Consider the following 22,863-nt stretch of genomic DNA (forward strand, 5'->3'; position numbering starts at 1 on the left):
GAAATAAGTATATAATGGAAGAAACACTAATATGTGCGAGGTGATCTTTAATGAGTTCGATGGATAAAACAATGCGATTTAATTTTTCAGAAGAGCCGTTTGATAAAGATGTACGAGCCCTGCTGCTTTCCGTTCATAATTCTTTAGAGGAAAAAGGCTATAACCCCATCAATCAAATCGTTGGCTACCTGTTATCTGGAGACCCAGCTTATATTCCTCGCCACCAGGATGCGAGAAATCTCATCCGAAAAATGGAACGGGATGAATTGATCGAAGAGTTAGTGAAATTTTATCTAGAAAAGAATAAAGAGGAAGCTTAATGAAAAAAATAGGGTTAGATGTTGGAGAGAAGACGATAGGAGTTGCCCTGTCCGATGCCATGGGCTGGACAGCTCAAGGGATTACGACTCTCCAATGGGATGAAAATAACTATTCAACAGTGAAAGAACCGCTGAGAAAAGTTATCGAAGAAAACGAAGTTACTGAAGCTGTAGTAGGTCTTCCTAAAAATATGAATGGATCTATCGGCCCAAGGGGGCAAGAGAGCCAAAGGTTTGGAAGATGGCTCGAGAGGGAATTCGAGATTAAGGTTCATCTCTGGGATGAACGATTGACAACGATGGCTGCTGAACGGGTGTTGATCGATGCGGATGTAAGTCGTAAAAAGCGTAAAAAAGTAATTGATAAAATGGCAGCTGTCATCATTTTACAAAGTTATTTAGATTCTAATCAATAAAGGAGGCCTTTCCATGGCTTTAGAAAAAGAAGAAAGAATTATTATTCCTGATGAGAACGGAGAAGAACATTTATTTGAAGTACTGTTCACATTTGATGTTGATCAGACGGAACAATCCTACATCGCCGTTGTACCTGCTGAACAGAAAGAAGGCGACGAAGTAGAGGTTTACGCGTTCAGATATGAAGAGAAAGGCAACGAGGAAGACGATCTGGCTCTTTATCAAATTGAATCGGACGAAGAGTGGGAAATGGTCGAAGAAATGTTAACGACCCTCACGGAAGAAGATTTAACATAAGATAATAGCTTAAGGCACTAAGCCTAAAGCTAAGGCTGTCGACTTTATCGGCAGCCTTTTTTATTTGCATTAGACGATATTTGATATTATTGAGAAAAGCAAGGGGTTCTTGCTTGGAGGGTTTAAAAAAGAAGTTTAGCACGTGTGTGTGCCAACATTGAACGACCCCACGTTAAGTGGAACCTTTTAATAAACGAGCAGGCCCCTTTTAAAAAAAATCAACATCAAAGAATAAGGGGATTTTGGGCAAACATAAAATATTGTTCACTATTTCTTAATCGAATAAGGTTAGAAAAAAGCTCGTAATTTGTAGTATAATGTAGCGGATGGAAGGAGGAGCTTTGGTGTCTGATTCGAAAGATAAACAGAAGTACATGGACCGAATGAAGGAAAGAAATGAAGAAAGAAGCACAGTACGCAAGATTGTTGCCATTGTATTAATCTCTCTGGCCGCACTACTAATTATCAGTGTGATCGTGGGTTTTCTATATATTAGATCTTCTTTACAGCCGGTTGACCCGCAAGATAACAGTCAAATAAAAGTTGAAATCCCTATAGGGTCATCAACATCGCAAATTGCGACAATCCTGGAAGATAATGGTGTTATTAAAAACGAGCTCATTTTCAGGTTATATACAAAGTTTAATAATGAGACGGGTTTTCAGGCAGGTAACTATCAATTTACAGCATCGATGACCCATGATGAAATTATCGATTCCTTAAAAGAAGGAAAACTCATTAAAGAACCGGCTGTCACTATAACGATTCCGGAAGGCAGAAATATGGAGCAGATTGCTGAACTCTATGCGAAGGAATTTGACTTTACAAAAGAAGAATTTTTAGAAAAAGTAAATAACGAAGATTACTTAAACGAACTGATTGAAAAATATCCAGAACTGCTGAGTGAGGATATTTTAAATGAAGACCTGAGATATGCACTGGAAGGGTACCTCTTCTCGACCACTTACCAGTATGAGGTGGAGAACCCTGAGCTGGAAGAGGTGATTGAAGATATGCTTCAGGCGACTCAGGAGGTTATCGTACAGCATAAAGAACAAATAGAGGAAAGGGACCTTACCGTACATGAAGCTCTGACGATGGCATCTCTTCTGGAAAATGAAGCGAGAACAGCCGAGAGCAGAAAAAGAATTGCAGGAGTATTTTACAACAGGATTGAAGAAGATATGATGCTGCAGACGGACCCTACCGTTCTATATGCACTCGGAGAACATAAAGATCGTGTGCTTTATGAAGATCTTGAGGTAGATTCACCCTATAACACTTATCAAAACAAAGGGCTTCCAGTTGGGCCAATATCGAGCTTTAACCGTAATTCATTAGAAGCCGCCTTAAATCCGGTTGAATCCGAGTATCTTTATTTCTTAGCGGATCAGGAAGGGGAAATATATTATTCCGAAACGCTTAAAGAGCATAATAAGCTTAAAAAAGAACACATAAACAAGGACGATGAATAAAAAAGTGAAGGAATGCGATTAATACTCGCATTCCTTCTTTTTTATATGTTAAAATAATAGGGTTGTAAAACGGAGTTTTATTTTAGGAAGGGGTATCTTTCCCATGCATACAATCGAGTATTTGCAATCATTGCTGCCCGAGCCTTCAGAAAAAGTGAAGAATTTAGAGAGCTATGCAAAAGAACATAACGTTCCGATTATGGAGCCGTTAGGTATAGATTTTTTAATGCAGTTGATCCGCATTCATCAGCCTAAACGCATTCTGGAAATTGGAACAGCGATCGGTTATTCCGCCTTAAGAATGCTTGAAGCTTCTCCAAAGAGTCAAATTATAACAATGGAAAGAGATGAACAGAGAATTACTGAGGCGAGAAAGAATATCCGCGCATTTAATGCGGAAGACCGTGTGATTATTTTAAGCGGCGACGCCCTTAATTTAAAAGAAGAAGCGGCCCGGTTTACCCCTTATGACTTGTTATTTATCGATGCTGCTAAGGGCAAATATGAGGAGTTTTTTAATTTATATGCCCCGCTCATTGCGGATAAAGGGATCATCGTTTCTGACAATGTTTTATTTAAAGGTTATGTAGCTGACCCATCACAGACGAACAGCCGGCTGAGTCAAATGGCGAAGAAGATAAGGAACTTTAATGAAACTTTAAATTCCCGTAACGATTACCATACGACCATTGTACCGATTGGTGATGGTGTAGCAATTACAGTGAAAAATCATTAAGAACTGTAATTTACAGGAAAGGAGAACCCGGAAGATGAGTGATAAACCTGTTGTTATTGGAGTTGCTGGAGGAACAGGCTCTGGAAAAACAAGCGTAACCCGCTCTATTATTCAAAGATTTACCGATAAAACCTTATTAATGATTGAGCAGGATTATTATTATAAGGACCAGAGCCACCTTCCGATGGAAGAGAGACTTAAAACAAATTATGACCACCCGCTTGCTTTTGATAATGATTTACTAATTGAACACATCAATCAATTAATTGACCAGAAGCCGATAGAAAAGCCGGTCTATGATTATAAGGTTCATACACGCTCTGATGAAACGATTCATGTAGAGCCTAAAGAAGTAATTATCTTAGAAGGGATCCTCGTTCTTGAGGATGAACGTCTGCGTGATCTTATGGATATTAAAGTTTTTGTGGATACTGATGCAGACGTAAGAATTATTCGCAGAATGATGAGGGATATCAACGAACGCGGCCGAACACTGGATTCCGTTATCGATCAGTATATTAACGTAGTACGCCCGATGCATCTTCAGTTTGTAGAACCTACTAAGCGTTACGCAGACATCATTATTCCAGAAGGCGGGCAGAACCATGTAGCAATTGATTTAATGGCTACAAAAATCCAAACTGTGCTGCGTGAAAAAGGTCAGATCATGAATAAATAAAATAGTTGAAAACTTTAAAAAAATCTGGCATAGTTTGGGATAGAAGTTCTAGATAACCTTACTCCTGTATACTCTTATAACTATATAGGGGACAGGTTGTCTATATTGTCGGATAGAAGGAGTGTAATGGAAAATGGCGCAAGAAAAAAGCTTTTATATGACAGAAGAAGGTAAAAGAAAATTAGAAGAAGAACTGGATTATTTAAAAAATGAACGCCGTAAAGAAGTTGTTGAAAGAATAAAAATCGCGCGCGGCTTTGGAGATCTCTCCGAGAACTCTGAATATGATGCAGCAAAAGATGAACAGGCTTTTGTTGAATCAAGAATTCAAACCGTAGAAAATATGATTCGCAACGCGGTTATTATTGAAAGTGATCAGGATAATCCGGACCGTGTGTCCATGGGTAAATCAGTCACTTTTCAGGAACTTCCGGATGGCGAGGAAGAAACGTATACGATCGTGGGAAGTGCGGAAGCGGATCCTTTTGAAGGAAAAATTTCTAACGACTCTCCAATGGCTCAAAGCTTAATTGGACATGAAGTAGGGGATGAAGTTTCCGTTGCTACCCCGGGCGGAGAAATCCTTGTCAAAATTGTAACGGTGACAGCTTAATAAAGAAAGCGAGGCAGGGGGATTCCCTGCCTTTTCATTTTTAAACGGTCGCAGGTTTTCGGTTCATTACGAATGAGTTATGGTGGAATGGATTCATAAGGAGGAAGCGACTATGGCTAAAAATAAAACTTCAAGAGCCGAGCGTTTAGAAGACAAAAAAATAAGAGGTAAGAAACTTATGGTTTGGCTGGCAGGAGCCGCTGCTATATTAATTATAGTGTTCATATTCCAATTTGCTACAGGCGGCCAGGATTCATCTGAGTCTAGCAATAAGACGAGCACAGAAAACAGCCAGGAGTCTGAGCAGTCGTCAGACAGCGGTGAGAATAACGGAAATGAAGAGCAGGAGCTGAAAGTCAAAACAAAAGACAGTGAAGAGGACTCCAGTTCTGAAGATGAAGACAAGGGAAAAGAAGCTAAAGAAAAAGAAGATAAGGAAAAAGAAGATAAGGAAAAAGAAGAGAAAGAAGAAAAAGATAAGGAAAAAGAAGAGAAAGAAGAAAAAGATAAGGACCGTAAAGTGGAAGAAGGAACTGAGGAAAATGTCGATAAAGTAATCACACAAGACTGGGAACCGGTAGGAACTGAGCAGAATGTTTCTGGAAAACACCGTCCATCCTTCCAGCAGGGCTCACAGGACTGGAACGAAATCATTCAGGCTGCCAGTGCAGCGACCGGCCTTAATCAGAATGACATGATTCAATGGAGAGTAGAGAATGCGGGCGGCGGAAATGTAAGTGCCACGCTCTCCGATAAGTCTCAGAAGAATGTATATCGTGTCCTTATCGAATGGGCTAATAATAAAGAAGGTTACCGTGCAGTGCAAGTGGAGAAGCTGAATGAAGTGCCATCACAATACAGATAAACAGGGGGATATGAACGAAAATGGCTACTGGAATTATTGGAGCAATGGATGAAGAAATACAGCTGCTGAAAGATCAAATGAAAGTTCGGGAAGTGCACCACGTGGCTGGAAGCATTTTTATCGAAGGAGAACTAAAAGGCGAATCAGTTGTCTTGTTGAAATCAGGCATCGGGAAAGTCAATGCGGCGATTGCAGCGACTATTCTTCATGAAAGGTTTGATGTCGACGAAGTGATCAATACGGGGTCTGCCGGAGGATTTGCAACAGATTTAGAAGTCGGAGACGTCGTGATATCATCGTCAGTTACCCATCATGATGTCGATGTTACCGCCTTTAACTATGAATATGGACAGGTACCTGGCCTGCCCGCGATGTTTACGGCTGATGAGGCGCTTATTACCAAAGCAGTAAAAGCGGTAGAGAAAACCACTGCAAAAGCGATGAAAGGGATCATCGCCACAGGTGATTCTTTCATGCAGCAGGAAGCCCACGTGCACGAGGTAAGGAGGAAATTTCCAGAAATGATTGCGGCAGAAATGGAAGCAGCAGCGATAGCTCAAGTCTGCCACAAATATGAAACTCCTTTTGTCATTATACGTGCCCTTTCCGACATTGCCGGTAAGGAATCGTCGATATCCTTTGAACAATTTTTGCCAAAGGCTGCTGAAAATGCCGCAACTATCATTATAACGATGCTAGAGTTAAGAGATTAGGAGAAATTACCACTTCTTAGGAGGGAATTCTGTGTTACAATCATAGAAGCCTAGGAGGTGGGAAGAATGGACTCTGACAAAGCCTTGGAAGGTAAAGCAGCTGATTATAAAAGGTTTACTATGACCTTGCTGATATTAAGTGGATATTTATATATTGGTGTATTGATTAGTATGTTTGAGTATCATTCTACCGCATACTATTATCTATTTGGTCTAATAGCCGTCTTGTTAATAGCAGCTTTTATATTTGTAAGAAAACTTCAGCATATACAAAAAGATTTATCAGAATCATAAATAGGAGCCGCTGCTTAAAGCAGCGGCTCTTTTTTGTATTGTTGTATAGTTCCGTTTGCGAAAGATCGAGAAACGACTCGCTTCCCGTACGTCCAGGCGGTCTAATTGGACTGTCCGTATTTGCTTTGTTTATAAAACTCATGGAAAATTTTCATTAGAGCTCTTTTTTCAATGCGTGAAACGTAGCTCCGTGAGATGCCCAGCTCTTTAGCTATCTCTCTTTGGGTCCGCTCATCCTCATCATTTAATCCGTAGCGAAAGACGATGACTTCTTTTTCTCTATCGTCTAAAACACCTATATACTGTTTTATTTGTTCAATCTCCATATGAAGCTGAATTTCTTCAACCACATCAACGACATCTGCCTGCAAAATATCGAGCAGATTTAGTTCATTGCCTTCTTTATCGTGACCGATTGGATCTTGCAAAGAGATGTCCTTGCTCATCTTTTTAGTCGAACGTAAATGCATCAGGATTTCGTTTTCAATACAACGGGCGGCATAAGTGGCTAACTTGGTTCCTTTGCCTGTTGAGTAGCTCTCTATCCCTTTAATAAGGCCGATAGTCCCGATTGAAATTAGGTCTTCAAAATCCTCCTTCGTGTTTTCAAACTTTTTTACAATGTGAGCGACGAGACGCAGGTTATGTTCGATCAGCTTATCTCTGGCTTCTTTGTTCCCTTCTTTCATCAGCTGAAGCTGTTTAGCCTCTTCCTCTTTGGATAGGGGATTAGGAAACGCTTGGTTTTTAACATAAGACAGAAAAAACAGTGATTCTTTAAAAAAGTACAGAATGGAAGCGATCAAACTGCTCAAACACATACACCTCCTTATAGATTGGGCATCTGCCTACCACAAGTGTATGTGCTGATAAGTTATCCCGTGCCTGTACGCGGGAAATTAAAAAGCAGTCAACGTGTGCTGACTGCTTAACGATTATCTCCCTGCTGCTTTGTCTCCATATGTTCTTTCCATTCATCGTAGCCGCTCTTCTCTGAAAGGGGAACACCACTTTTATAAGCTGCCTTTCCAATCATATGACCTGCGACAGGCGCAGTCAGCATAATAAAGACGATCCCTAACAGTAATTTGCCGCTGACCACTTCTTGCTCAACATACATGAAGATAAAGGCTGCAATTAGTATTCCCGATACCCCTAAAGTAGCCGCCTTAGAGGCCGCGTGTAAACGAGTATATACATCTGGAAACCGAATAACCCCTATGGACGCAGAGATTAAAATAAAGGTACCGAGCAGCAGGGAGATCCCAATGAAGATATATAAAATGATGTCAATCCATGTCCCGGTCAATTATAACACCCTTTTCTATAAATTTAGCTAATGCGATCGTTCCAATAAATAAGAGGATCCCGATTAACAAAATAACATCATTTAATTGATTAGTGACTAATAAAATCGCAAGAATTCCTGCCAGACCCATAACATTTACCCCTAAACCGTCTACAGCTAAAATGCGGTCAGGATTTGAGGGTCCAAACAGCACACGGTACAGCAGGAGAAGAACGGATATGGAGACACCTATGATGGATATAACTGCTGCTATATTTACGAAAGCACGGGTAACTTCAAGTGTCTGTTCCATTAGCGAGTCACCTCCAAAATTGCTTTTTCAAAGGTTTCCTTAATTTCTTTAACAGAAGCCTCTATGTCTGGTATATCCATGGCGTGAATATACAAAGTTGATAAATCTTCGCTGACTTCAAGAGTCAGCGTGCCGGGAGTCAAAGAAATCAGGTTGGCAAGCAGAGTAATTTCCCAATTATTGTTTAGCTCAATAGGCAGGCGGAATATCCCCGGCTGAACGTCGATTTTTGGCTTGTAAACCATTTTTATAATATCAATGTTCGATAATATCAGCTCTCTAATAAACAGAAGCAGCAGCTTAATAATACTGATCACTCTCTTCATGTAAAAAGAGCCGGGAATGAACCGTTTCATTACATAAAGCAGGGCAATCCCTATAATATAACCTACTAAGAAAGTAGTGAAAGTATAGGTCTCACTTAGGAACATCCACATAAACGCTACTATAATGTTTAGCACAATTTGAAAAGTCATAAGTTAATTACTCCTTTAGTACAGAATCAATATAGATTTGTGGATCCATTAAATATTCTCCCATCCACTCAATGGAAGGATAAAACCATTCTGCACCTACCCCTAAAAGGATAGTAAATGAGAGTAATACTCCTATCGGCCAGCTCATTTGATTGGCTGTCCGGCTTCTTTCTGGGTGAGGGGGCGATTCCTTACGCTCTCCCCAGAAGCCGCGGATGAAAACCCTGATCATTGAAAATAAAATAAGCAGGCTTGAGACGAGAGAAACGATGACAATCATAATTTCTTCTTCTGCCAGCCCTCCCTGGATGAGAAGAAGCTTTCCTATAAATCCGCTAAATGGAGGGATTCCTGCTAAGACGAGAGTCCCTATAAACATAAACCACCCAAGCACTGGATAGTGATGGATTAAACCGCTCATTTTTCTTAAATCCGAAGTTCCGGCTACATAAACTACGGTACCAATGAGCAGAAACAAGGCACCTTTTATAACCATATCATTGATCAAATAATAAATGGTTCCACTGATGGAAGTTTCTGTGAAAATCCCAATCCCCATCAGCATAAAACCGACGGCTGGGATAATGTTATAAGCAACGATTAATTTAACGTTGTTTGTTGATAAAGCACCAATAACCCCAAATATCATAGTTAATGCTGCAAGATAAATAAAGATACTATGGGTAAGGCCCGTTTCCCCTACAAAGATGAGTGTAAATACACGCAGGAGCGAATAAATACCCACCTTTGTCAATAATGCCCCAAATAGGGCAGATACAACGGGATTAGGTACGATGTAAGGGTTTGGCAGCCAGTAATAAAGCGGGAAAACGGCCGCTTTCGTTGCAAAAACGAAGAAGAAAAGAATACCGATCGTCGTTAAAACCCCAGGCTGATCAACTTCCTGAACACGCTGTGCAATTTGCGCCATATTTACTGTTCCTACTACTGAATAAAGGAATGATATGGTTGTTACGAACAGGATAGAGGAAAATAAGTTAATCAGCACGTATTTAAGTGACTCACGCAGCTGAACTTTTCCATTGCCTAAAACGACCAATCCGTATGACGCCATTAGCAGAACTTCAAAAAACACGAAGAGGTTAAATAAATCACCGGTTAGAAAAGCTCCGCTTACTCCACTGATCAGCATGAAGAAGAAACTGTAAAAGTAGAAAGACTCCTGTTGCTTTGTTAATGATTTTGGCGCGTAGAAAATGCAGGCCGTTGCAATGATATTAGTCGTTAACACTAAGACAAGAGCTAATAAGTCTCCTACTATTATGATACCATAGGGTGCTTCCCATCCCCCTGTTTCTAATACAATAGTTCCGTTATTGAGTACGTGAACAAAAACAAAAGAAACTAAAATTAAATTGAACACCATAAAAAATTGGGAAGCTTTTCGCACGACAGGTTTATTTTTGTTTAAAAAGGCCGCCAGCACTCCAGCTATGAGCGGCCAGGCTATTGTTAATGCTAGTAAGTTACTCATAGTCGTTTCCCCTCAATTGTTCCATATTGTCTGTCCCGTTTAATTTAGAAGCCCGATAAGCTAATACAAGCAATAAACTGGTAACGCCGAAGCTGATAACGATGGACGTCAGTATTAGCGCTTGGGGCAGAGGATCTGTATACTGTTCTATCCCCTCCGTTAAAATTGGAGGAGCCCCGCGCTTTAATTCTCCCATTGTCAGGATGAAAAGGTGGGCTCCATGGGAGATTAAAACAGTCCCAATAATAATACGAAGCAATTGTTTTTGCAGGAGGTTATAAACGCCGGCAGCAAATAGGATGCCGGCTAGAATGGCCATAGTTATTTCCATAGGTTATTCCTCCTTTTTTCTGCCTAAGCGAATTAAACTATAGATCGCCATCGCTGCTATACCGAGCACTGCAATTTCAAACAGCGTATCAAGGCCCCTGAAATCAACCAGGATGACGTTAACGATGTTGTCACCGCCTCCGAGTTTATAGGAATTATCAACAAAGTAGCTTGAAATGGAATTAAACAATTTGTTGCTGTGAGCAGAGATAGCAATCATTGTCAGTAACAAACCAAATCCAATGGATAATACCAGGTTTAATGAATTAGTTAATACTGAATCCTTACGCACTTCCAGATCCGGCAAGTGTCTGAACACGAGCAGAAATAGAGCTACCGTTACCGTCTCAATAATAAATTGAGTCAGTGCCAGGTCAGGTGCGCGATAGAGCACAAACAGCATCGCTAATCCATATCCAACAACCCCAAGGATAAGAATTGCAGCAATCCTTTTATTGGCGATACTTGCCCCTACAGCTGCAACTATCATTAGAGCGGCGATAATAGATTCAGGAATGGTAACTTCTGATAAGTTGTTAAATTCCATCGAGAAACCGCCTGTGAAGGCCATCACACTAAATGTAACTATTAGTATGGCAGATAGAATTAAACGGACGTAACGGCCTAGTGAGCCGTTCATATAGCCGTTTGTAACAATAACTGAATAATTTTCAGTTCGATCGACAAGACCGTCATAGAACTTATTTAAGCTTAACTTGCCGGGAACAGCTCTATATACAGCCTGCCACTTAGTTCTTGTTAGATACAGAATAGTACCGAATACGAGTACTGCGATCGACATTATGAAAGGAGGAATAATTCCGTGCCAGAAATAGATGTCTTCTGTAATTGTTGTGCCTCCTACTGCAGAAGCGGCATGTTCGATGAACGGCTTATTGATTAAGCTTGGGAATAAACCAATAATGATCACTCCGGCTACGAGCACGATCGGTGAAATCAGCATGCCGACCGGGGCTTCATGAGGCTTTTTAGGCAGCTTTTTGATGTCAGCCTGTCCCCTGAAAGTCCCGAAAAAGAAATACATAGAGTAAACAAATGTGAAGATACTTCCAAATACCGCTAAATACGGAATTAATGTCTGCAATACGCCGGCCAACCCGCTCGTTGCAGATTCCAAGTGTAAGGAAGCATCAAAGAAGAATTCTTTACTGTAGAATCCATTTAAGAACGGAAGGGGAACTCCAGCCATGGAGAACGTCCCAAAAATAGCAAGTGTTGCGGTTATAGGCAGGAATGTCATCAACCCGCCCAGCTTACGGATGTCACGGGTACCCGTTTCATGGTCTACTATTCCGGCAACCATAAATAAACTTCCTTTAAAAGTGGCGTGGTTAAGGATGTGGAAGACTGCAGCAAATATTGCAATCTCTGTACCAAAACCAAGCATAGCCATAATCATACCTAGCTGACTGATGGTGGAAAAAGCTAAAATCGCTTTTAAATCCGTCTGCCTTACTGCCATATATGAACCCCAGCACAATGTGGCAATACCAACAGTTGATACGATAATGAAAAACCACTCGGAAGAAGAAAGCATAGGAGAAAAGCGGGCAACTAAAAAAATTCCTGCTTTAACCATAGTTGCCGAGTGTAAGTAGGCACTTACTGGGGTCGGAGCTTCCATCGCATCTGGGAGCCAGATGTGGAAAGGAAACTGTGCAGATTTTGTAAATGCGCCTAATAGAATAAATCCTAAGATCAGCGGGAAAAACTCATGGTTTAATATCAGCTCCTGCTGGCTGAGCATTTCCTGAATGCTCGTAGTGTTCGTAATTACGCTCAAGAACACCAGACCGCCTAGCAGGCTTAATCCGCCGAAAACGGTAATCAGCATAGATTTTAAAGCTCCGTATCGGGAAGCTTCCCTATAGTTCCAAAAACCTATCAGCAAGAATGAAGATAGTGATGTAAACTCCCAGAACGTATAAAGTACAAATACATTATCTGAGAGAACTACTCCGAGCATAGATCCCATGAATAGCAGGAAATATACATAAAAATGACCCAGCTGCTCTGATTTATGTAAATAATAAATCGAGTAGAAAGCAACTAGGGAGCCAATACCACTAATCAATAATACAAATAGTAAGCTCAATCCATCCAGATGAAAGACAAGATTCATGTCCAAAGATGGCACCCAGGAATATTCTTGGGTTACAGGTTCAAAACCTGCTCCTAAAAATTGTACAAAATAAATAAAGATCACTACAGGTACAGCCGTTGCTACAAAACCCGTGTGAAACTCGTTTTTCCATTTGCTTAACAATGGAATGAAGATTGCGATAATAAAAGGCAATAATACAGCCAGTAGCATCTGGTTGTTCCTCCCTCGGCCTAAGTTCATAGAAGTGTTGTTGTTTCACTCAATTGTAATCAAAAAAACATAAATTATTCAACTATCTACTATTTTTAAGGAGTATTGAGCAGAGAGTTTTTTCAGTTTTTTATAAATAAGAAGAAACTCGTTAAAAATAGGTTAAAAAAATTTAATAAAAAAAACGCCATTCCCCTTAATGGCGTTCCCCTGAAGGACTAATAATTTCCTTTTTTTGAATAAATTATCCTACTTGATAAGTAGACCTTGTTTTTCGATCCACCAGATGATAAAGCTTCCTTTCGATGATTTCATTTTCTATTTGTTTAATGAATTCTCTAGATAGATTGAGCTGCAATGCTTTGTGGTAAGATTGAAGTAACAGGGTATCAGATAACTGTTTCATCTTTATTCTGCCTGTTCTCGGCAGCCACCTCCTGTTTAATAAAAACGATAATGTTTTATTACTATCTCACCATATCACGGGAGGCTGAACCCTACAATATCCCGCTTATCTACAGTTAATTGTAGATAACTTTATTTCATAACTTCTTCTCTGCCTGTTCTAATCATCATTTAAGATTGTGGAATATGTGTATAAACTTATCCACAGGACGGTTATGTCGCGAATTGTCGAACGATTTATGTCATTGTTAAAGAAATATTAGGATTGTTTTGAAACAGCGTCTATTTTTGTATATGATAAATAGGGAGATTTTGTCGTTAAGGGATGGAGTGAAATCATGCTAAAGTTATTTTTACCGAACGAACACGTAGAAAGTGTTCATGATATAGACCCTTTGGAGCTGAAGAATAAGGGGATAAAAGGGGTTATTACTGACCTTGATAATACGCTGGTAGCCTGGGATCGGCCTGATGCTACCGAAGAAATTATCGAATGGTTTCAAAAAATGGACGATCAGGGTATTCGCGTAATAATTGCCTCTAATAATAATGAAAATAGAGTGAGCCTATTCTCGGAACCTCTGGACACTACTTTTATCCATAGTGCCAGAAAACCATTGGCGCGGGCTTTTAAAAAAGCCCAAAAAGAGATGAAAGTAGATAAAGACGAGCTCGTCGTTGTAGGCGACCAGCTGATGACTGATGTATTAGGCGGCAACTTGGCAGGGCTGCATACAATACTCGTTGTACCTATTGTAGAAACGGACGGGTTTCTAACGAAGATCAATCGAAAAATTGAACGAAGAATATTAAATTGGATGAAACGTAACGGAAAAATTACCTGGCAGGGGGAAAATGAGCAATGGAAGAAATAGTATGTCAAGGCTGTGGAGCCCCTATCCAGACAACCGAACCTTCTGAACCAGGATACGCGCCAAAAGCAGCGTTGGAAAGGGAAGAAGTTATCTGTAAACGGTGTTTTCGGTTAAAGCATTACAATGAAGTTCAGGATGTACCGTACACGGATGATGACTTTCTTACAATGCTTCATCAAATCAGTGACAGCAGTGCTCTGGTCGTACAGCTAGTTGATATCTTTGATTTTAATGGAACTTTTATTCCCGGCCTTAAGAGATTGACGGGCCAGAATCCAGTCGTGCTGGTCGGCAATAAAATGGATGTACTGCCGAACTCGGTTAACCCGAATAAAGTGAAGCAGTGGCTGAGAACAGCTGCCAAAGAGCAGGGTTTGAAAGTGGAAGATGTATTCCTTATCTCTGCTCAGACAGGGGAAGGAATTGAAGAACTGTCCCACTCTATAGACCGCTATAGAGAAGGCAAAGACGTCTATGTAGTTGGTACGACTAATGTTGGCAAGTCGACGTTTATTAACCGCTTAATTAATATGACTTCAGGGGTTAAGGATATAATCACTACGTCATATTTTCCTGGTACGACATTAGGCTTTATTGATATTCCTTTAGATGATAATAGTTCATTGTTTGATACACCTGGGGTCATTCACCGCCACCAGATGGCTCATTATGTTTCAGATCAAGATTTGAAATTAATTACACCGAGAAAAGAAGTAAAGCCTAAAGTTTATCAGCTGAATGCTGAACAGACTTTGTATTTTGGAGGCTTGGCCCGCTTGGATTTTGTGAGTGGCGGGAGGTCTTCGTTTATCTGCTATTTTGCAAATGAACTCATGATTCACCGGACAAAGCTTGAGAAAGCCGATGAGCTCTTTAAGAATCACGCAGGTGAACTGCTTTCCCCTCCAGATGCAGAAACGCTTAAGAACATGCCGCCGCTTAAAGCTCATCATTTCAAAATTACAGATGATAAAACAGACATTGTATTTTCAGGACTTGGATGGGTTACTATTCCAAACGGCGGTGTGACGGTAACAGCCCACGTGCCCGAAGGAGTCAAAGTCTCCCTGAGACAATCGCTGATTTAGGAGGAGAGAATTATGCTTCAACTTGGTTTAATAGGCTATCCAGCCGCACATTCGCTGTCGCCCTGGATTCACCATCAATTTATGAGTGACCAAAATATAGAAGGAAAGTACAGCCTTTATGAGATTCCTCCTGGGGAATTTGAAAGTAAAATCCAGAAAATCAAACATTCATCCTTGGATGGATTCAATATAACCGTCCCGTATAAAGAGAAGATTATCGCTTATCTTGATGAAATAGATGATGCAGCAAGATTCCTTGGGGCTGTTAATACCGTAAAAGTTGAGAATGGTAAATGGATTGGGTACAATACGGACGGTATTGGGTTTTACAACTCAGTAGCCAAACGGTATCCAGAAGCGCTCTCCTCAAATAAGAAAGTCCTGCTTCTAGGGAGTGGAGGGGCTGCAAGAGGAATCTATTACGCCCTTCTTAAGCAAAACGTCAGTACCATTGATATTGCGAATCGGACAGAAGAAAAGGCCCGAAAAATCATCGAAGATTTAGACGGGACTCGTTTTTCAAAGGCTCTTTCCATCTCGGATGCTGAAAAAAAGATCCATCATTATGATGCAGTAATTCAAACATCCTCAGTTGGGATGTCCCCGAATGATGACCAGTCGATAGTCAAAATCACTGATATTAAAAATGGGTCCTTATTCAGTGATATCGTTTATCGACCGATGAAAACTACTTTCTTAAAGCAGGCAGAAGCTCTAGGTGCCAATCTGCATTATGGCCATGAGATGCTTCTGTATCAAGCAGCAGGTGCTTTTGAAATATGGACGGATGCAGTTCCAGATACGCAGGAAATTATGATAAAGTTTGAAAACAAGCTAAGAGGAGATTCTAATGTTAACAAGTAAAGCAAAAAAACATTTACGTAAACTGTCACACGATATTCAGCCGATTTTCCAAGTAGGAAAAGCCGGAGTTAATGAAAATATGACGACTCAAATCTCGGAAGCCCTCGAGAAGAGAGAACTAATCAAAGTAAGTATTTTACAAAACAATTTTGAAGATAACCGCGAAGTTGCTCATCAAATCGCTGAAGAAACAAATTCCCATATCGTACAGGTTATTGGCAGCACGATCATTCTCTATAAAGAGTCAGAAGAAAATAAACAGATTCGCTTACCATAAAGGAGAGCTCGGATGAAACGGATTGGTATATTGGGCGGCACGTTTGACCCGCCTCATATCGGTCATTTACTTATGGCTGAATATGTTTATGAACAAGTGGAGCTCGATGAGATATGGTTTATTCCATCTCACCTTCCTCCGCATAAACAAGAGGCGGCGGTTTCAGCAGAAGACCGCCTGCAGATGGTAAAAGAAGCGATCAAGGGAAATCCTCATTTTAAAGTGAACTCGATCGAAATGGACCGTACGGGTAAGTCATACACACTTGATACGATGAAAGAGCTGAAAAGGTTGTATCCTGAGTACTCCTTTTCCTTTATCATTGGCGGGGACATGATTCAGTATTTAAACAAATGGCACAGGATCGATGAACTCACTCAGCTTGTCCAGTTTATAGGTGTCAGCCGCGAAGGGTTTGAGCCGGGAGATTCTGAGCACAATGTGAAAATGGCAGAATTGCCAAGAATTGATATTTCTTCTTCCATGATCAGATCCAGAGCCGCGAATGGACAATCGATTCGGTACACTGTGACCGAAAATGTATACACATATATAAAGGAGAATGCTTTATATGAAGTGCAGTCGTGAAGAGCTTCTTCACTTTGTGAAACCCCATTTGAAGCAGTCCAGGTATGAACATACCGTTCGAGTAACAGACACGGCTGTCGTTTTAGCAAAGAGGTATGGAGCCGACATGAAAAAAGCAGAAATCGCTGCTATTTTACACGATTTTGCTAAACATAAGCCTAAGGAATTAATGAAAAAGTGGATTGAAACTGATCGCCGCTTATCCAAAGACCTGCTTCATTATCATCATGAGCTTTGGCATGGTCCTGTGGGGGCGCTGATGCTCGAATCAGAAATCGGCTTAACAGATCGGGCTGTTCAATCTGCTATTTCCTGTCATACAAGCGGAAAAAAGAATATGTCCTTATTGGATAAAGTGATCTTTTTAGCCGATTATATTGAGCCGGGACGTAATTTTGAAGGAGTAGAGTATGTAAGGGAACTGGCGGAAGAGAATCTGGATACTGCCTGCTTTCAAGCGGTTATCAATACAATACAATTTTTGATTTCTCATCATCGGACAGTTTATCCGGACACGCTTCATGCATATAATCAATTAGTAAACGGGTAAATAATTAAGGAAGGCTATTATTAAACAGGAGGAATTATATGGAAAGTAAAGAGTTAGTAACTATCGCAGCAAAAGCATGTGACGAGAAAAGAGCACACGATATTGTTGTTTTAGATATGGCAGAGGTTTCGTTAATTTCAGATTTCTTTTTAATCTGTGAAGGGTCAAATGAGCGTCAAGTACAAGCTATTGCACGTGAAGTGAAAGAAAAAGCAGAGGAAAATGGAATTGAAGTAAAAAGAATCGAAGGGTTTGACAAAGCGCGCTGGATCCTTGTCGACTTAAATGGAGTGGTCTGCCACATCTTCCACAAAGATGAACGCCATTACTATAATTTAGAGAGATTGTGGGGAGACGCTGCCACTGTTTCATTAGAGGAGATTCACGGTTGAGCTATCGTCAAATGGCTCAGGTTTACGATCGGCTTATGCAGGACGCCCCTTACGAGGAATGGGTCGATTGGACGAGGAAGATGCTCGCCTCCTATTCAGGGCATACAGAGCGCATACTCGATTTAGGCTGCGGAACCGGCGAAATAACGATCCGCCTTGCAAAAAAAGGATATGATTTAACAGGAGTGGATCTCTCTGCTGACATGCTGGCGATCGCTTCGCAAAAAGACAAAGGAAGAAAAGTGCATTGGAGTCAGCAGGACATATCTGAATTGGAAGGGCTCACTCAGTTTGACTGCGCCGTGAGTTTCTGTGACGTTATTAACTACATTCCAGATGAGAGCAGACTTCAGTCCGTCTTTTCCAATGCCTATAAAGCTTTAAATCAAAATGGGCTCTTTTTATTTGATGTGCACTCGATTGAACACATTTTGCAGGATTTATATGGACAGACTTTTGCTGAAGTGTATGATGATATGTCTTATATTTGGTTTTGTGATCCCGGAGATACGGAATATTCCATGGTTCATGACCTGACTTTTTTCGTTCATACAGGCCAGGGGTTTGAACGGTTTGACGAAACACATGAGCAAAAAGGATATACGTTGGAAACTTTATTAAATTTACTTGAAAAGACAGGATTTTCGATAAAGTTAGTCACCGCGGATTTTTCGGAGACTCCAGTAAGAAAAGGTGACCGCCTGTTTTTTGTCTGTCAGAAACAGTAGGGGAAGGGATGCAAAAAAGGCATCCCTTTTTATTTTTGCAGGATTTTCTTAAAACCTGTCGAATAATAAACTTATAAATGTAAGGATTGCTTATCTAAATAGTGTTTATAATGGGTCGCCTTAAACATCTCCACAAAGGTATCATTGATATTTTCCTCAAGCGCGGTAATTCCTTCACCTGTAACCCCGCCTTTTACAGTAACCTTTTTGATGAGCTCCGGAAAAGTAAAGATTTTTTTCTCTAACAATCCCCCTAACCCTACAACCATCTCCTGCATTAATTCTGTAGCCTTATCCATTGGAATATCTCCTACTTCATGAGCGGCTTTTATCATGTTCTCCAGCAGAAATCCGACGAAAGCTGGCCCGCACGATACGATATCGGAAGCGACCCGGATATAAGGTTCTTCTATTTCTACAGGCCGTGAAATAGAGGAGAATACTTTTATCAGCTCTTCTTTGTATTCTTCGGTTACGGACTGGCCGAAAGTAAACAAACTGACACCGGCATGGGCCTGATTTGTAATGGACGGAACGATACGTGCGACCTGACAAGGCAGACGATCTTCAAGATCAGTGACAGAAACCGGACTTGTGATAGAAACCACACATTGAGAAGCAGAAGGTTTCAGCTGGCTTAAAATGTGGTGATAGTCATGGGGCTTTACACAAATAAAAATAATATCGCTTTCGTCCTGCAATTTTTCAATTGATGGCGAAATTTTCAAACCATTTATGAAAGATTGTAAACGCTCTGCTTTTTCCAGAGTCCGATTATAAACAGTGACCCGCTCTGTGTTGAGTGCTCCGCTTGAGATTAACGACTGAGTGAGCAGGCTCCCCATATTTCCTGTGCCTATGATTCCATAGCGCATAAGAATCCCTCCTAAATGTTTACCTAATCACTTTATTCAATAATGTTCAAAATATGAAAGGAGAATTATATTTATGTCTTTGCTGAGAAAGTACGGCTGGCTCCTGCTGATTCCGGCTATTGCCGCATTCATTTACTATTTTCCGTCAGAAAACAATGAAGCAGCACTTGGAGAACATAAAGTGGCTGAAGAGACGAAGGAAGCCTCGTTTGAAGAGATGCCTCATGATAAAGGGGAACAGTGGATGGTAGATGTAAAGGGAGAAGTCAGCCGCCCGGGAATATATGAGATGGAGCAGGGCACAAGAGTGAATGATGCTGTAAACAAAGCGGGAGGTTTTACTGATACAGCTGATAGAAACAGCGTCAACCTTGCCCAAAAGCTTCAGGATGAAATGGTCATTTTAGTTTTATCCATCGATCAGCAGAGTAGTGGTGGAGCGGAAGCTTCTAGTGATAAAGTGGCAGTGAATCGGGCGACTCCTGAGGAAATTCAGAAGCTTCCTGGAATTGGTCCGTCAAAAGCAGAAGCGATCGTTCAATACAGGGATGACACCGGAGGATTTCAATCGATTGAAGATCTGTTGGAAGTCCCGGGGATTGGAGAGAAGACTTTGGAGCAGATGAAAGAAATGATCCAAATTCCTTAAGATAAATTGACGGTTAATATTAGAGCAGGGTACACTAAAAACAATCATTAAAATACATAAAAAAGGAGAACTGTTTATGAAACGGATCTCGTGGAATCATTATTTTATGGCCCAAAGTCATTTATTGAAATCAAGAAGTACGTGCGAGCGCCTCGCTGTTGGTGCGGTAATCGTCAGGGATAAGCGGATGATTGCCGGCGGATATAACGGAAGCGTCAGTGGGGGCATTCATTGTATAGATGAAGGCTGTTACGTCGTTGATGGCCATTGTGTGCGAACCATACATGCGGAAATGAACGCAATCATTCAATGTGCAAAGTTCGGTGTTGCCACAGAAGGAGCGGAAATCTACGTTACCCATTTTCCGTGTCTGCACTGTACAAAGGCCATTATTCAGGCAGGAATAAAAGCTGTCTATTATAGTGAAGATTACAGAAACGACCCTTATGCTGTCGCGATGTTAGATGAGGCAGGCGTAAGAAAAGTAAAAGTGGAACATCAGCCCTCTGACCAGGAAAAGTTAAATGAGACCGAGTCCTTTGTAGAAGAACTGCTACAAAAACTAGAAAAAAATAACACGGCACCAGACGAGATCGACGAGCTGAAAGCACAGGCCGAACAGCTCTTCCACAACAATCAGCAACCGATCAAATGAGAGGGCGCCACCATCTGGCCGCTATTGCTTTTGTAGCAGGTGCGGCTGCTTTTGAAATGGAAGGGTTTTACAGGCTGATTCTTTTGTCTTTTGTAATAGCGTGGCTTAGTTTATGGATTTCTTCATGGAAATGGAAAGGAAGCCTCTTTATCTTCTTTTTGGCCGGAGCCCTTCTTTCCGTTTCCAAACCTTCTTTGTTGCCGATTGAACCGTCATCTTCCCCTATGAATATAAAAATCATTTCCCCTTTAAAAGAATCCTCCTCCACCATCCAGACCACCCTGTATCATTCACCTTCACACAATAAAATCCAGCTGCTTTTTCTTATCAGCGATCTGTCTGACTCAGAGGTACAGACTGTAAAAAAACAATTGAAATATGGAGCAGTATGCCTTTTTAGCGGAGAAGTAAAATCTCCTGAGCAAGCGAGGAATTACGGGCAGTTTGATTATCGTATGTATTTGAAAAATCAAGGAATACAGTATCAGAGTTTAATCACTTCTTTGGAAGAGATCCAATGCGAAGGAAAAGGGGCGCTGCAAAAATTGTTTGCTTCTCGTGAGGCCCTCATCGTCAAAGTCAGCGATTCGATGGACAAAGAATTGTTTGCCTGGACGTCAGCCCTGATCTTTGGGGATACTTCATTACTTGATGAAGAAATCATTGAGTGGTTCCGTGAGTTCAGCTTATCTCATATCTTGGCAATTTCTGGACTCCATATCGGACTTTTCATCAGCGGACTGTATCTTTTGTTTTACCGAACTGGAAGGGTGGCACTTGAGCAGACAAGATGGCTGCTGGTTATCATTTTGCCTTGCTATAGTTTTTTAGCGGGCGGCGCACCATCTGTATTACGTGCTTCTTTTATGGCAGGGATTTTTTTTTTATTGATCCAGCGAAAACTCCGCTTTCCAATTACAGATGTGTTATCTTTGGCAGCGGGTCTTCTTCTGCTATGGAATCCTTATTACCTTCACAACCTCGGCTATCAGTTTTCTTTTTTAGTAACTTTTGCCTTAGTGCTGGCAGCTCCTCTACTAAAACAACAACAATCATGGAAATTGCCTGCTTCCATAAGCTTGATCAGCCAGCTGATGATCCTTCCGCTGCAGCTTCATTACTTCTATCAGTATAACCCCTTTTCGTTATTTGCGAATCTGCTTCTTGTTCCTTACTTCTCACTGCTTGTTATTCCGGTTTTATTTCTCTTTGTGATTATAAGCTTTATAATCGGTCCATCCACTACGGTTTTTCTATCTGGGCTATTTTACCAGTTTCATGAGGCGGTTGTTTTTTTCATGATGAAGCATTGGGAAATTTTTAATCTCCAATGGGTCGTCGGTGAGCTTCCTATTGAATGGATGCTTATGTACTGGGTGGGCTTTTTTGGCATGATGTATTTCTGGTGTCAAAAGAAGAGAAGTCAGGCTTTTTTACTCTCTATACTTTCAGTAGCTGTGATTGTTTCCTATATGCTGCTTCCTTATGTGACGCCTAAAGGAACAGTTACTATGCTTGATGTCGGCCAGGGGGATACTTTTATAATTGAGCTTCCCTACAGGAGGAACGTTATTATGATCGATGCTGCGGGACCTTCTCTTTTTTTAAATGATCAAGATGCCACTTTTGATCACATCATTCATCCTTACCTTAAGTCCAGAGGGATCCGCTCAATAGGTGCTTTATTCATTTCTCACGGAGACCAGGACCATAATGGAAGTACCGGCCAATTATTGAACAACTATGAAATCAGCAGCGTATTTACTCATCCATTTAATCAGTCCTTAACGGGTACCGAGGAATTTCTAGAGGCTGGCCAGATTATTGACATTTCGGGTGTTAATTTCCACGTTCTTCATCCGGATGAGGATTATTTAGAGGAAAATGATAATTCCTTAGTGCTTTACGTGGAACTGGGTGGGAAGAAATGGCTGTTTACCGGAGATATTTCACAGGAGGTAGAAAGTAAATTATTAAAAAGCTATCCACAGCTAACGGCTGATGTACTAAAACTTGCCCACCACGGGAGTCGGACTTCTACGTCGGAAGAATGGCTTAAGAAACTTCAGCCTTCTGCAGCCTTAATATCAGCAGGAGTCAATAACCGTTATGGTCACCCTCATGAGGAAATAGTCGAGCTGCTCGAAATGCAGGACATTCTTGTTTTAAGGACGGATTGGCACGGCGCTGTAAGGTTTCAGTTCACAAAAGAAAGAGGAACGTTTTCAACTTTCTTACCGTATAATGCGGAAAGAAGACATTAAAAAAAGA

At 40.9% G+C, this 22,863-nt stretch carries 30 protein-coding genes; 21 read left to right on the forward strand and 9 right to left on the reverse strand.

Going from position 1 to position 22,863, the window contains the following annotated elements; translation table 11 throughout:
- Positions 1–50: 50 nt before the first annotated feature.
- The 10 genes from HUS26_RS04715 (at position 51) to HUS26_RS04760 (ending at position 6,409) form a co-directional block, all read left to right on the forward strand.
- Positions 51–320: an IreB family regulatory phosphoprotein gene (locus HUS26_RS04715; protein WP_173916055.1), complete on the forward strand. Its 270-nt coding sequence runs from the start codon at positions 51–53 to the stop codon at positions 318–320.
- Complete coding sequence (ruvX, locus tag HUS26_RS04720; RefSeq protein WP_173916056.1) at positions 320–736, forward strand: Holliday junction resolvase RuvX; 417 nt, start codon at positions 320–322, stop codon at positions 734–736. Before HUS26_RS04715 ends, ruvX begins: the two co-directional genes overlap by 1 nt.
- A 13-nt stretch (positions 737–749) precedes the next feature.
- On the forward strand, positions 750–1,034 hold the full coding sequence (locus tag HUS26_RS04725; RefSeq protein ID WP_173916057.1) for a DUF1292 domain-containing protein: 285 nt from the start codon (positions 750–752) through the stop codon (positions 1,032–1,034).
- Positions 1,035–1,378: 344 nt separating this feature from the next.
- The gene (gene mltG, locus HUS26_RS04730) at positions 1,379–2,509 is read left to right on the forward strand and encodes an endolytic transglycosylase MltG (RefSeq protein ID WP_254434139.1); all 1,131 of its coding nucleotides are present in this window, start codon (positions 1,379–1,381) and stop codon (positions 2,507–2,509) included.
- Between the two features lie 103 nt (positions 2,510–2,612).
- Positions 2,613–3,245 (forward strand): O-methyltransferase, encoded by a 633-nt coding sequence (locus HUS26_RS04735; RefSeq protein ID WP_173916059.1) that lies wholly within the window; start codon positions 2,613–2,615, stop codon positions 3,243–3,245.
- Positions 3,246–3,279: 34 nt separating this feature from the next.
- Positions 3,280–3,924 carry a uridine kinase gene (gene udk / locus HUS26_RS04740; protein ID WP_173916060.1) on the forward strand — a complete coding sequence of 215 codons (645 nt, stop codon included), beginning with the start codon at positions 3,280–3,282 and terminating at the stop codon, positions 3,922–3,924.
- Between the two features lie 133 nt (positions 3,925–4,057).
- Positions 4,058–4,537: a transcription elongation factor GreA gene (gene greA / locus HUS26_RS04745; RefSeq protein ID WP_173916061.1), complete on the forward strand. Its 480-nt coding sequence runs from the start codon at positions 4,058–4,060 to the stop codon at positions 4,535–4,537.
- Positions 4,538–4,649: 112 nt separating this feature from the next.
- Positions 4,650–5,402 carry a YrrS family protein gene (locus tag HUS26_RS04750; RefSeq protein ID WP_173916062.1) on the forward strand — a complete coding sequence of 251 codons (753 nt, stop codon included), beginning with the start codon at positions 4,650–4,652 and terminating at the stop codon, positions 5,400–5,402.
- Between the two features lie 20 nt (positions 5,403–5,422).
- Complete coding sequence (gene mtnN, locus HUS26_RS04755) at positions 5,423–6,115, forward strand: 5'-methylthioadenosine/S-adenosylhomocysteine nucleosidase (protein ID WP_173916063.1); 693 nt, start codon at positions 5,423–5,425, stop codon at positions 6,113–6,115.
- A 66-nt stretch (positions 6,116–6,181) separates the two neighbouring features.
- Entirely contained in the window at positions 6,182–6,409 is a 228-nt protein-coding gene (locus HUS26_RS04760; RefSeq protein WP_173916064.1) for a YrhC family protein, read from the forward strand.
- A 101-nt stretch (positions 6,410–6,510) separates the two neighbouring features.
- Here the strand turns inward: HUS26_RS04760 and sigK are convergent, their stop codons facing one another.
- From sigK to HUS26_RS04800, 8 genes are all read right to left on the reverse strand, one after another.
- Positions 6,511–7,224, reverse strand: coding sequence for an RNA polymerase sporulation sigma factor SigK (gene sigK, locus HUS26_RS04765; RefSeq protein ID WP_173916065.1), 714 nt, complete (start codon positions 7,222–7,224; stop codon positions 6,511–6,513).
- A gap of 113 nt (positions 7,225–7,337) precedes the next feature.
- Complete coding sequence (gene mnhG / locus HUS26_RS04770; RefSeq protein WP_173916066.1) at positions 7,338–7,718, reverse strand: monovalent cation/H(+) antiporter subunit G; 381 nt, start codon at positions 7,716–7,718, stop codon at positions 7,338–7,340.
- Positions 7,699–8,010 (reverse strand): monovalent cation/H+ antiporter complex subunit F, encoded by a 312-nt coding sequence (locus HUS26_RS04775; RefSeq protein ID WP_173916067.1) that lies wholly within the window; start codon positions 8,008–8,010, stop codon positions 7,699–7,701. Before HUS26_RS04775 ends, mnhG begins: the two co-directional genes overlap by 20 nt.
- Complete coding sequence (locus HUS26_RS04780) at positions 8,010–8,486, reverse strand: Na+/H+ antiporter subunit E (RefSeq protein ID WP_173916068.1); 477 nt, start codon at positions 8,484–8,486, stop codon at positions 8,010–8,012. Before HUS26_RS04780 ends, HUS26_RS04775 begins: the two co-directional genes overlap by 1 nt.
- Before the next feature lie 7 nt (positions 8,487–8,493).
- Positions 8,494–9,981: a Na+/H+ antiporter subunit D gene (locus HUS26_RS04785; RefSeq protein WP_173916069.1), complete on the reverse strand. Its 1,488-nt coding sequence runs from the start codon at positions 9,979–9,981 to the stop codon at positions 8,494–8,496.
- Positions 9,974–10,312, reverse strand: a complete 339-nt coding sequence (locus HUS26_RS04790; protein ID WP_173916070.1) for a Na(+)/H(+) antiporter subunit C — start codon at positions 10,310–10,312, stop codon at positions 9,974–9,976. Before HUS26_RS04790 ends, HUS26_RS04785 begins: the two co-directional genes overlap by 8 nt.
- A gap of 3 nt (positions 10,313–10,315) precedes the next feature.
- Positions 10,316–12,646, reverse strand: a complete 2,331-nt coding sequence (locus tag HUS26_RS04795) for a Na+/H+ antiporter subunit A (protein WP_173916071.1) — start codon at positions 12,644–12,646, stop codon at positions 10,316–10,318.
- Between the two features lie 244 nt (positions 12,647–12,890).
- Positions 12,891–13,052, reverse strand: a complete 162-nt coding sequence (locus HUS26_RS04800; RefSeq protein ID WP_173916072.1) for a sporulation histidine kinase inhibitor Sda — start codon at positions 13,050–13,052, stop codon at positions 12,891–12,893.
- A 337-nt stretch (positions 13,053–13,389) separates the two neighbouring features.
- On the opposite strand from HUS26_RS04800, the gene HUS26_RS04805 reads away from it, so the two are divergent.
- From HUS26_RS04805 to HUS26_RS04840, 8 genes are read left to right on the forward strand one after another with little or no spacing between them, the layout of a single operon-like run.
- Positions 13,390–13,926, forward strand: coding sequence for a YqeG family HAD IIIA-type phosphatase (locus HUS26_RS04805; RefSeq protein WP_173916073.1), 537 nt, complete (start codon positions 13,390–13,392; stop codon positions 13,924–13,926).
- On the forward strand, positions 13,914–15,014 hold the full coding sequence (gene yqeH / locus HUS26_RS04810; protein ID WP_173916074.1) for a ribosome biogenesis GTPase YqeH: 1,101 nt from the start codon (positions 13,914–13,916) through the stop codon (positions 15,012–15,014). The genes HUS26_RS04805 and yqeH overlap by 13 nt, the downstream gene beginning before the upstream one ends.
- 9 nt (positions 15,015–15,023) lie before the next feature.
- Complete coding sequence (gene aroE, locus HUS26_RS04815; protein ID WP_371809616.1) at positions 15,024–15,878, forward strand: shikimate dehydrogenase; 855 nt, start codon at positions 15,024–15,026, stop codon at positions 15,876–15,878.
- The gene (gene yhbY / locus HUS26_RS04820; RefSeq protein ID WP_173916076.1) at positions 15,865–16,155 is read left to right on the forward strand and encodes a ribosome assembly RNA-binding protein YhbY; all 291 of its coding nucleotides are present in this window, start codon (positions 15,865–15,867) and stop codon (positions 16,153–16,155) included. Before aroE ends, yhbY begins: the two co-directional genes overlap by 14 nt.
- 12 nt (positions 16,156–16,167) lie before the next feature.
- Positions 16,168–16,743: a nicotinate-nucleotide adenylyltransferase gene (locus tag HUS26_RS04825; RefSeq protein ID WP_173916077.1), complete on the forward strand. Its 576-nt coding sequence runs from the start codon at positions 16,168–16,170 to the stop codon at positions 16,741–16,743.
- Positions 16,727–17,293, forward strand: a complete 567-nt coding sequence (gene yqeK, locus HUS26_RS04830; protein WP_173916078.1) for a bis(5'-nucleosyl)-tetraphosphatase (symmetrical) YqeK — start codon at positions 16,727–16,729, stop codon at positions 17,291–17,293. Before HUS26_RS04825 ends, yqeK begins: the two co-directional genes overlap by 17 nt.
- Before the next feature lie 38 nt (positions 17,294–17,331).
- The gene (gene rsfS, locus HUS26_RS04835) at positions 17,332–17,685 is read left to right on the forward strand and encodes a ribosome silencing factor (RefSeq protein ID WP_173916079.1); all 354 of its coding nucleotides are present in this window, start codon (positions 17,332–17,334) and stop codon (positions 17,683–17,685) included.
- A complete protein-coding gene (locus tag HUS26_RS04840) occupies positions 17,682–18,413 on the forward strand; it encodes a class I SAM-dependent methyltransferase (protein ID WP_254434140.1) in 732 nt (243 codons plus the stop codon). The genes rsfS and HUS26_RS04840 overlap by 4 nt, the downstream gene beginning before the upstream one ends.
- Before the next feature lie 71 nt (positions 18,414–18,484).
- On the opposite strand, the gene comER is transcribed toward HUS26_RS04840, so the two are convergent.
- On the reverse strand, positions 18,485–19,288 hold the full coding sequence (gene comER / locus HUS26_RS04845; RefSeq protein ID WP_173916080.1) for a late competence protein ComER: 804 nt from the start codon (positions 19,286–19,288) through the stop codon (positions 18,485–18,487).
- 73 nt (positions 19,289–19,361) lie between these two features.
- Between comER and HUS26_RS04850 the strand changes: the two genes are divergently transcribed.
- From HUS26_RS04850 to HUS26_RS04860, 3 genes are all read left to right on the forward strand, one after another.
- A complete protein-coding gene (locus HUS26_RS04850; RefSeq protein ID WP_173916081.1) occupies positions 19,362–19,937 on the forward strand; it encodes a ComEA family DNA-binding protein in 576 nt (191 codons plus the stop codon).
- Positions 19,938–20,013: 76 nt separating this feature from the next.
- On the forward strand, positions 20,014–20,592 hold the full coding sequence (locus tag HUS26_RS04855; RefSeq protein WP_173916082.1) for a ComE operon protein 2: 579 nt from the start codon (positions 20,014–20,016) through the stop codon (positions 20,590–20,592).
- Positions 20,589–22,856: a DNA internalization-related competence protein ComEC/Rec2 gene (locus HUS26_RS04860; protein WP_173916083.1), complete on the forward strand. Its 2,268-nt coding sequence runs from the start codon at positions 20,589–20,591 to the stop codon at positions 22,854–22,856. Before HUS26_RS04855 ends, HUS26_RS04860 begins: the two co-directional genes overlap by 4 nt.
- The last annotated feature ends 7 nt before the right edge of the window (positions 22,857–22,863 follow it).

The organism is Halobacillus sp. Marseille-Q1614 (genome assembly GCF_902809865.1).
In the GTDB taxonomy this organism is placed as follows: Bacteria; Bacillota; Bacilli; order Bacillales; family Halobacillaceae; genus Halobacillus_A.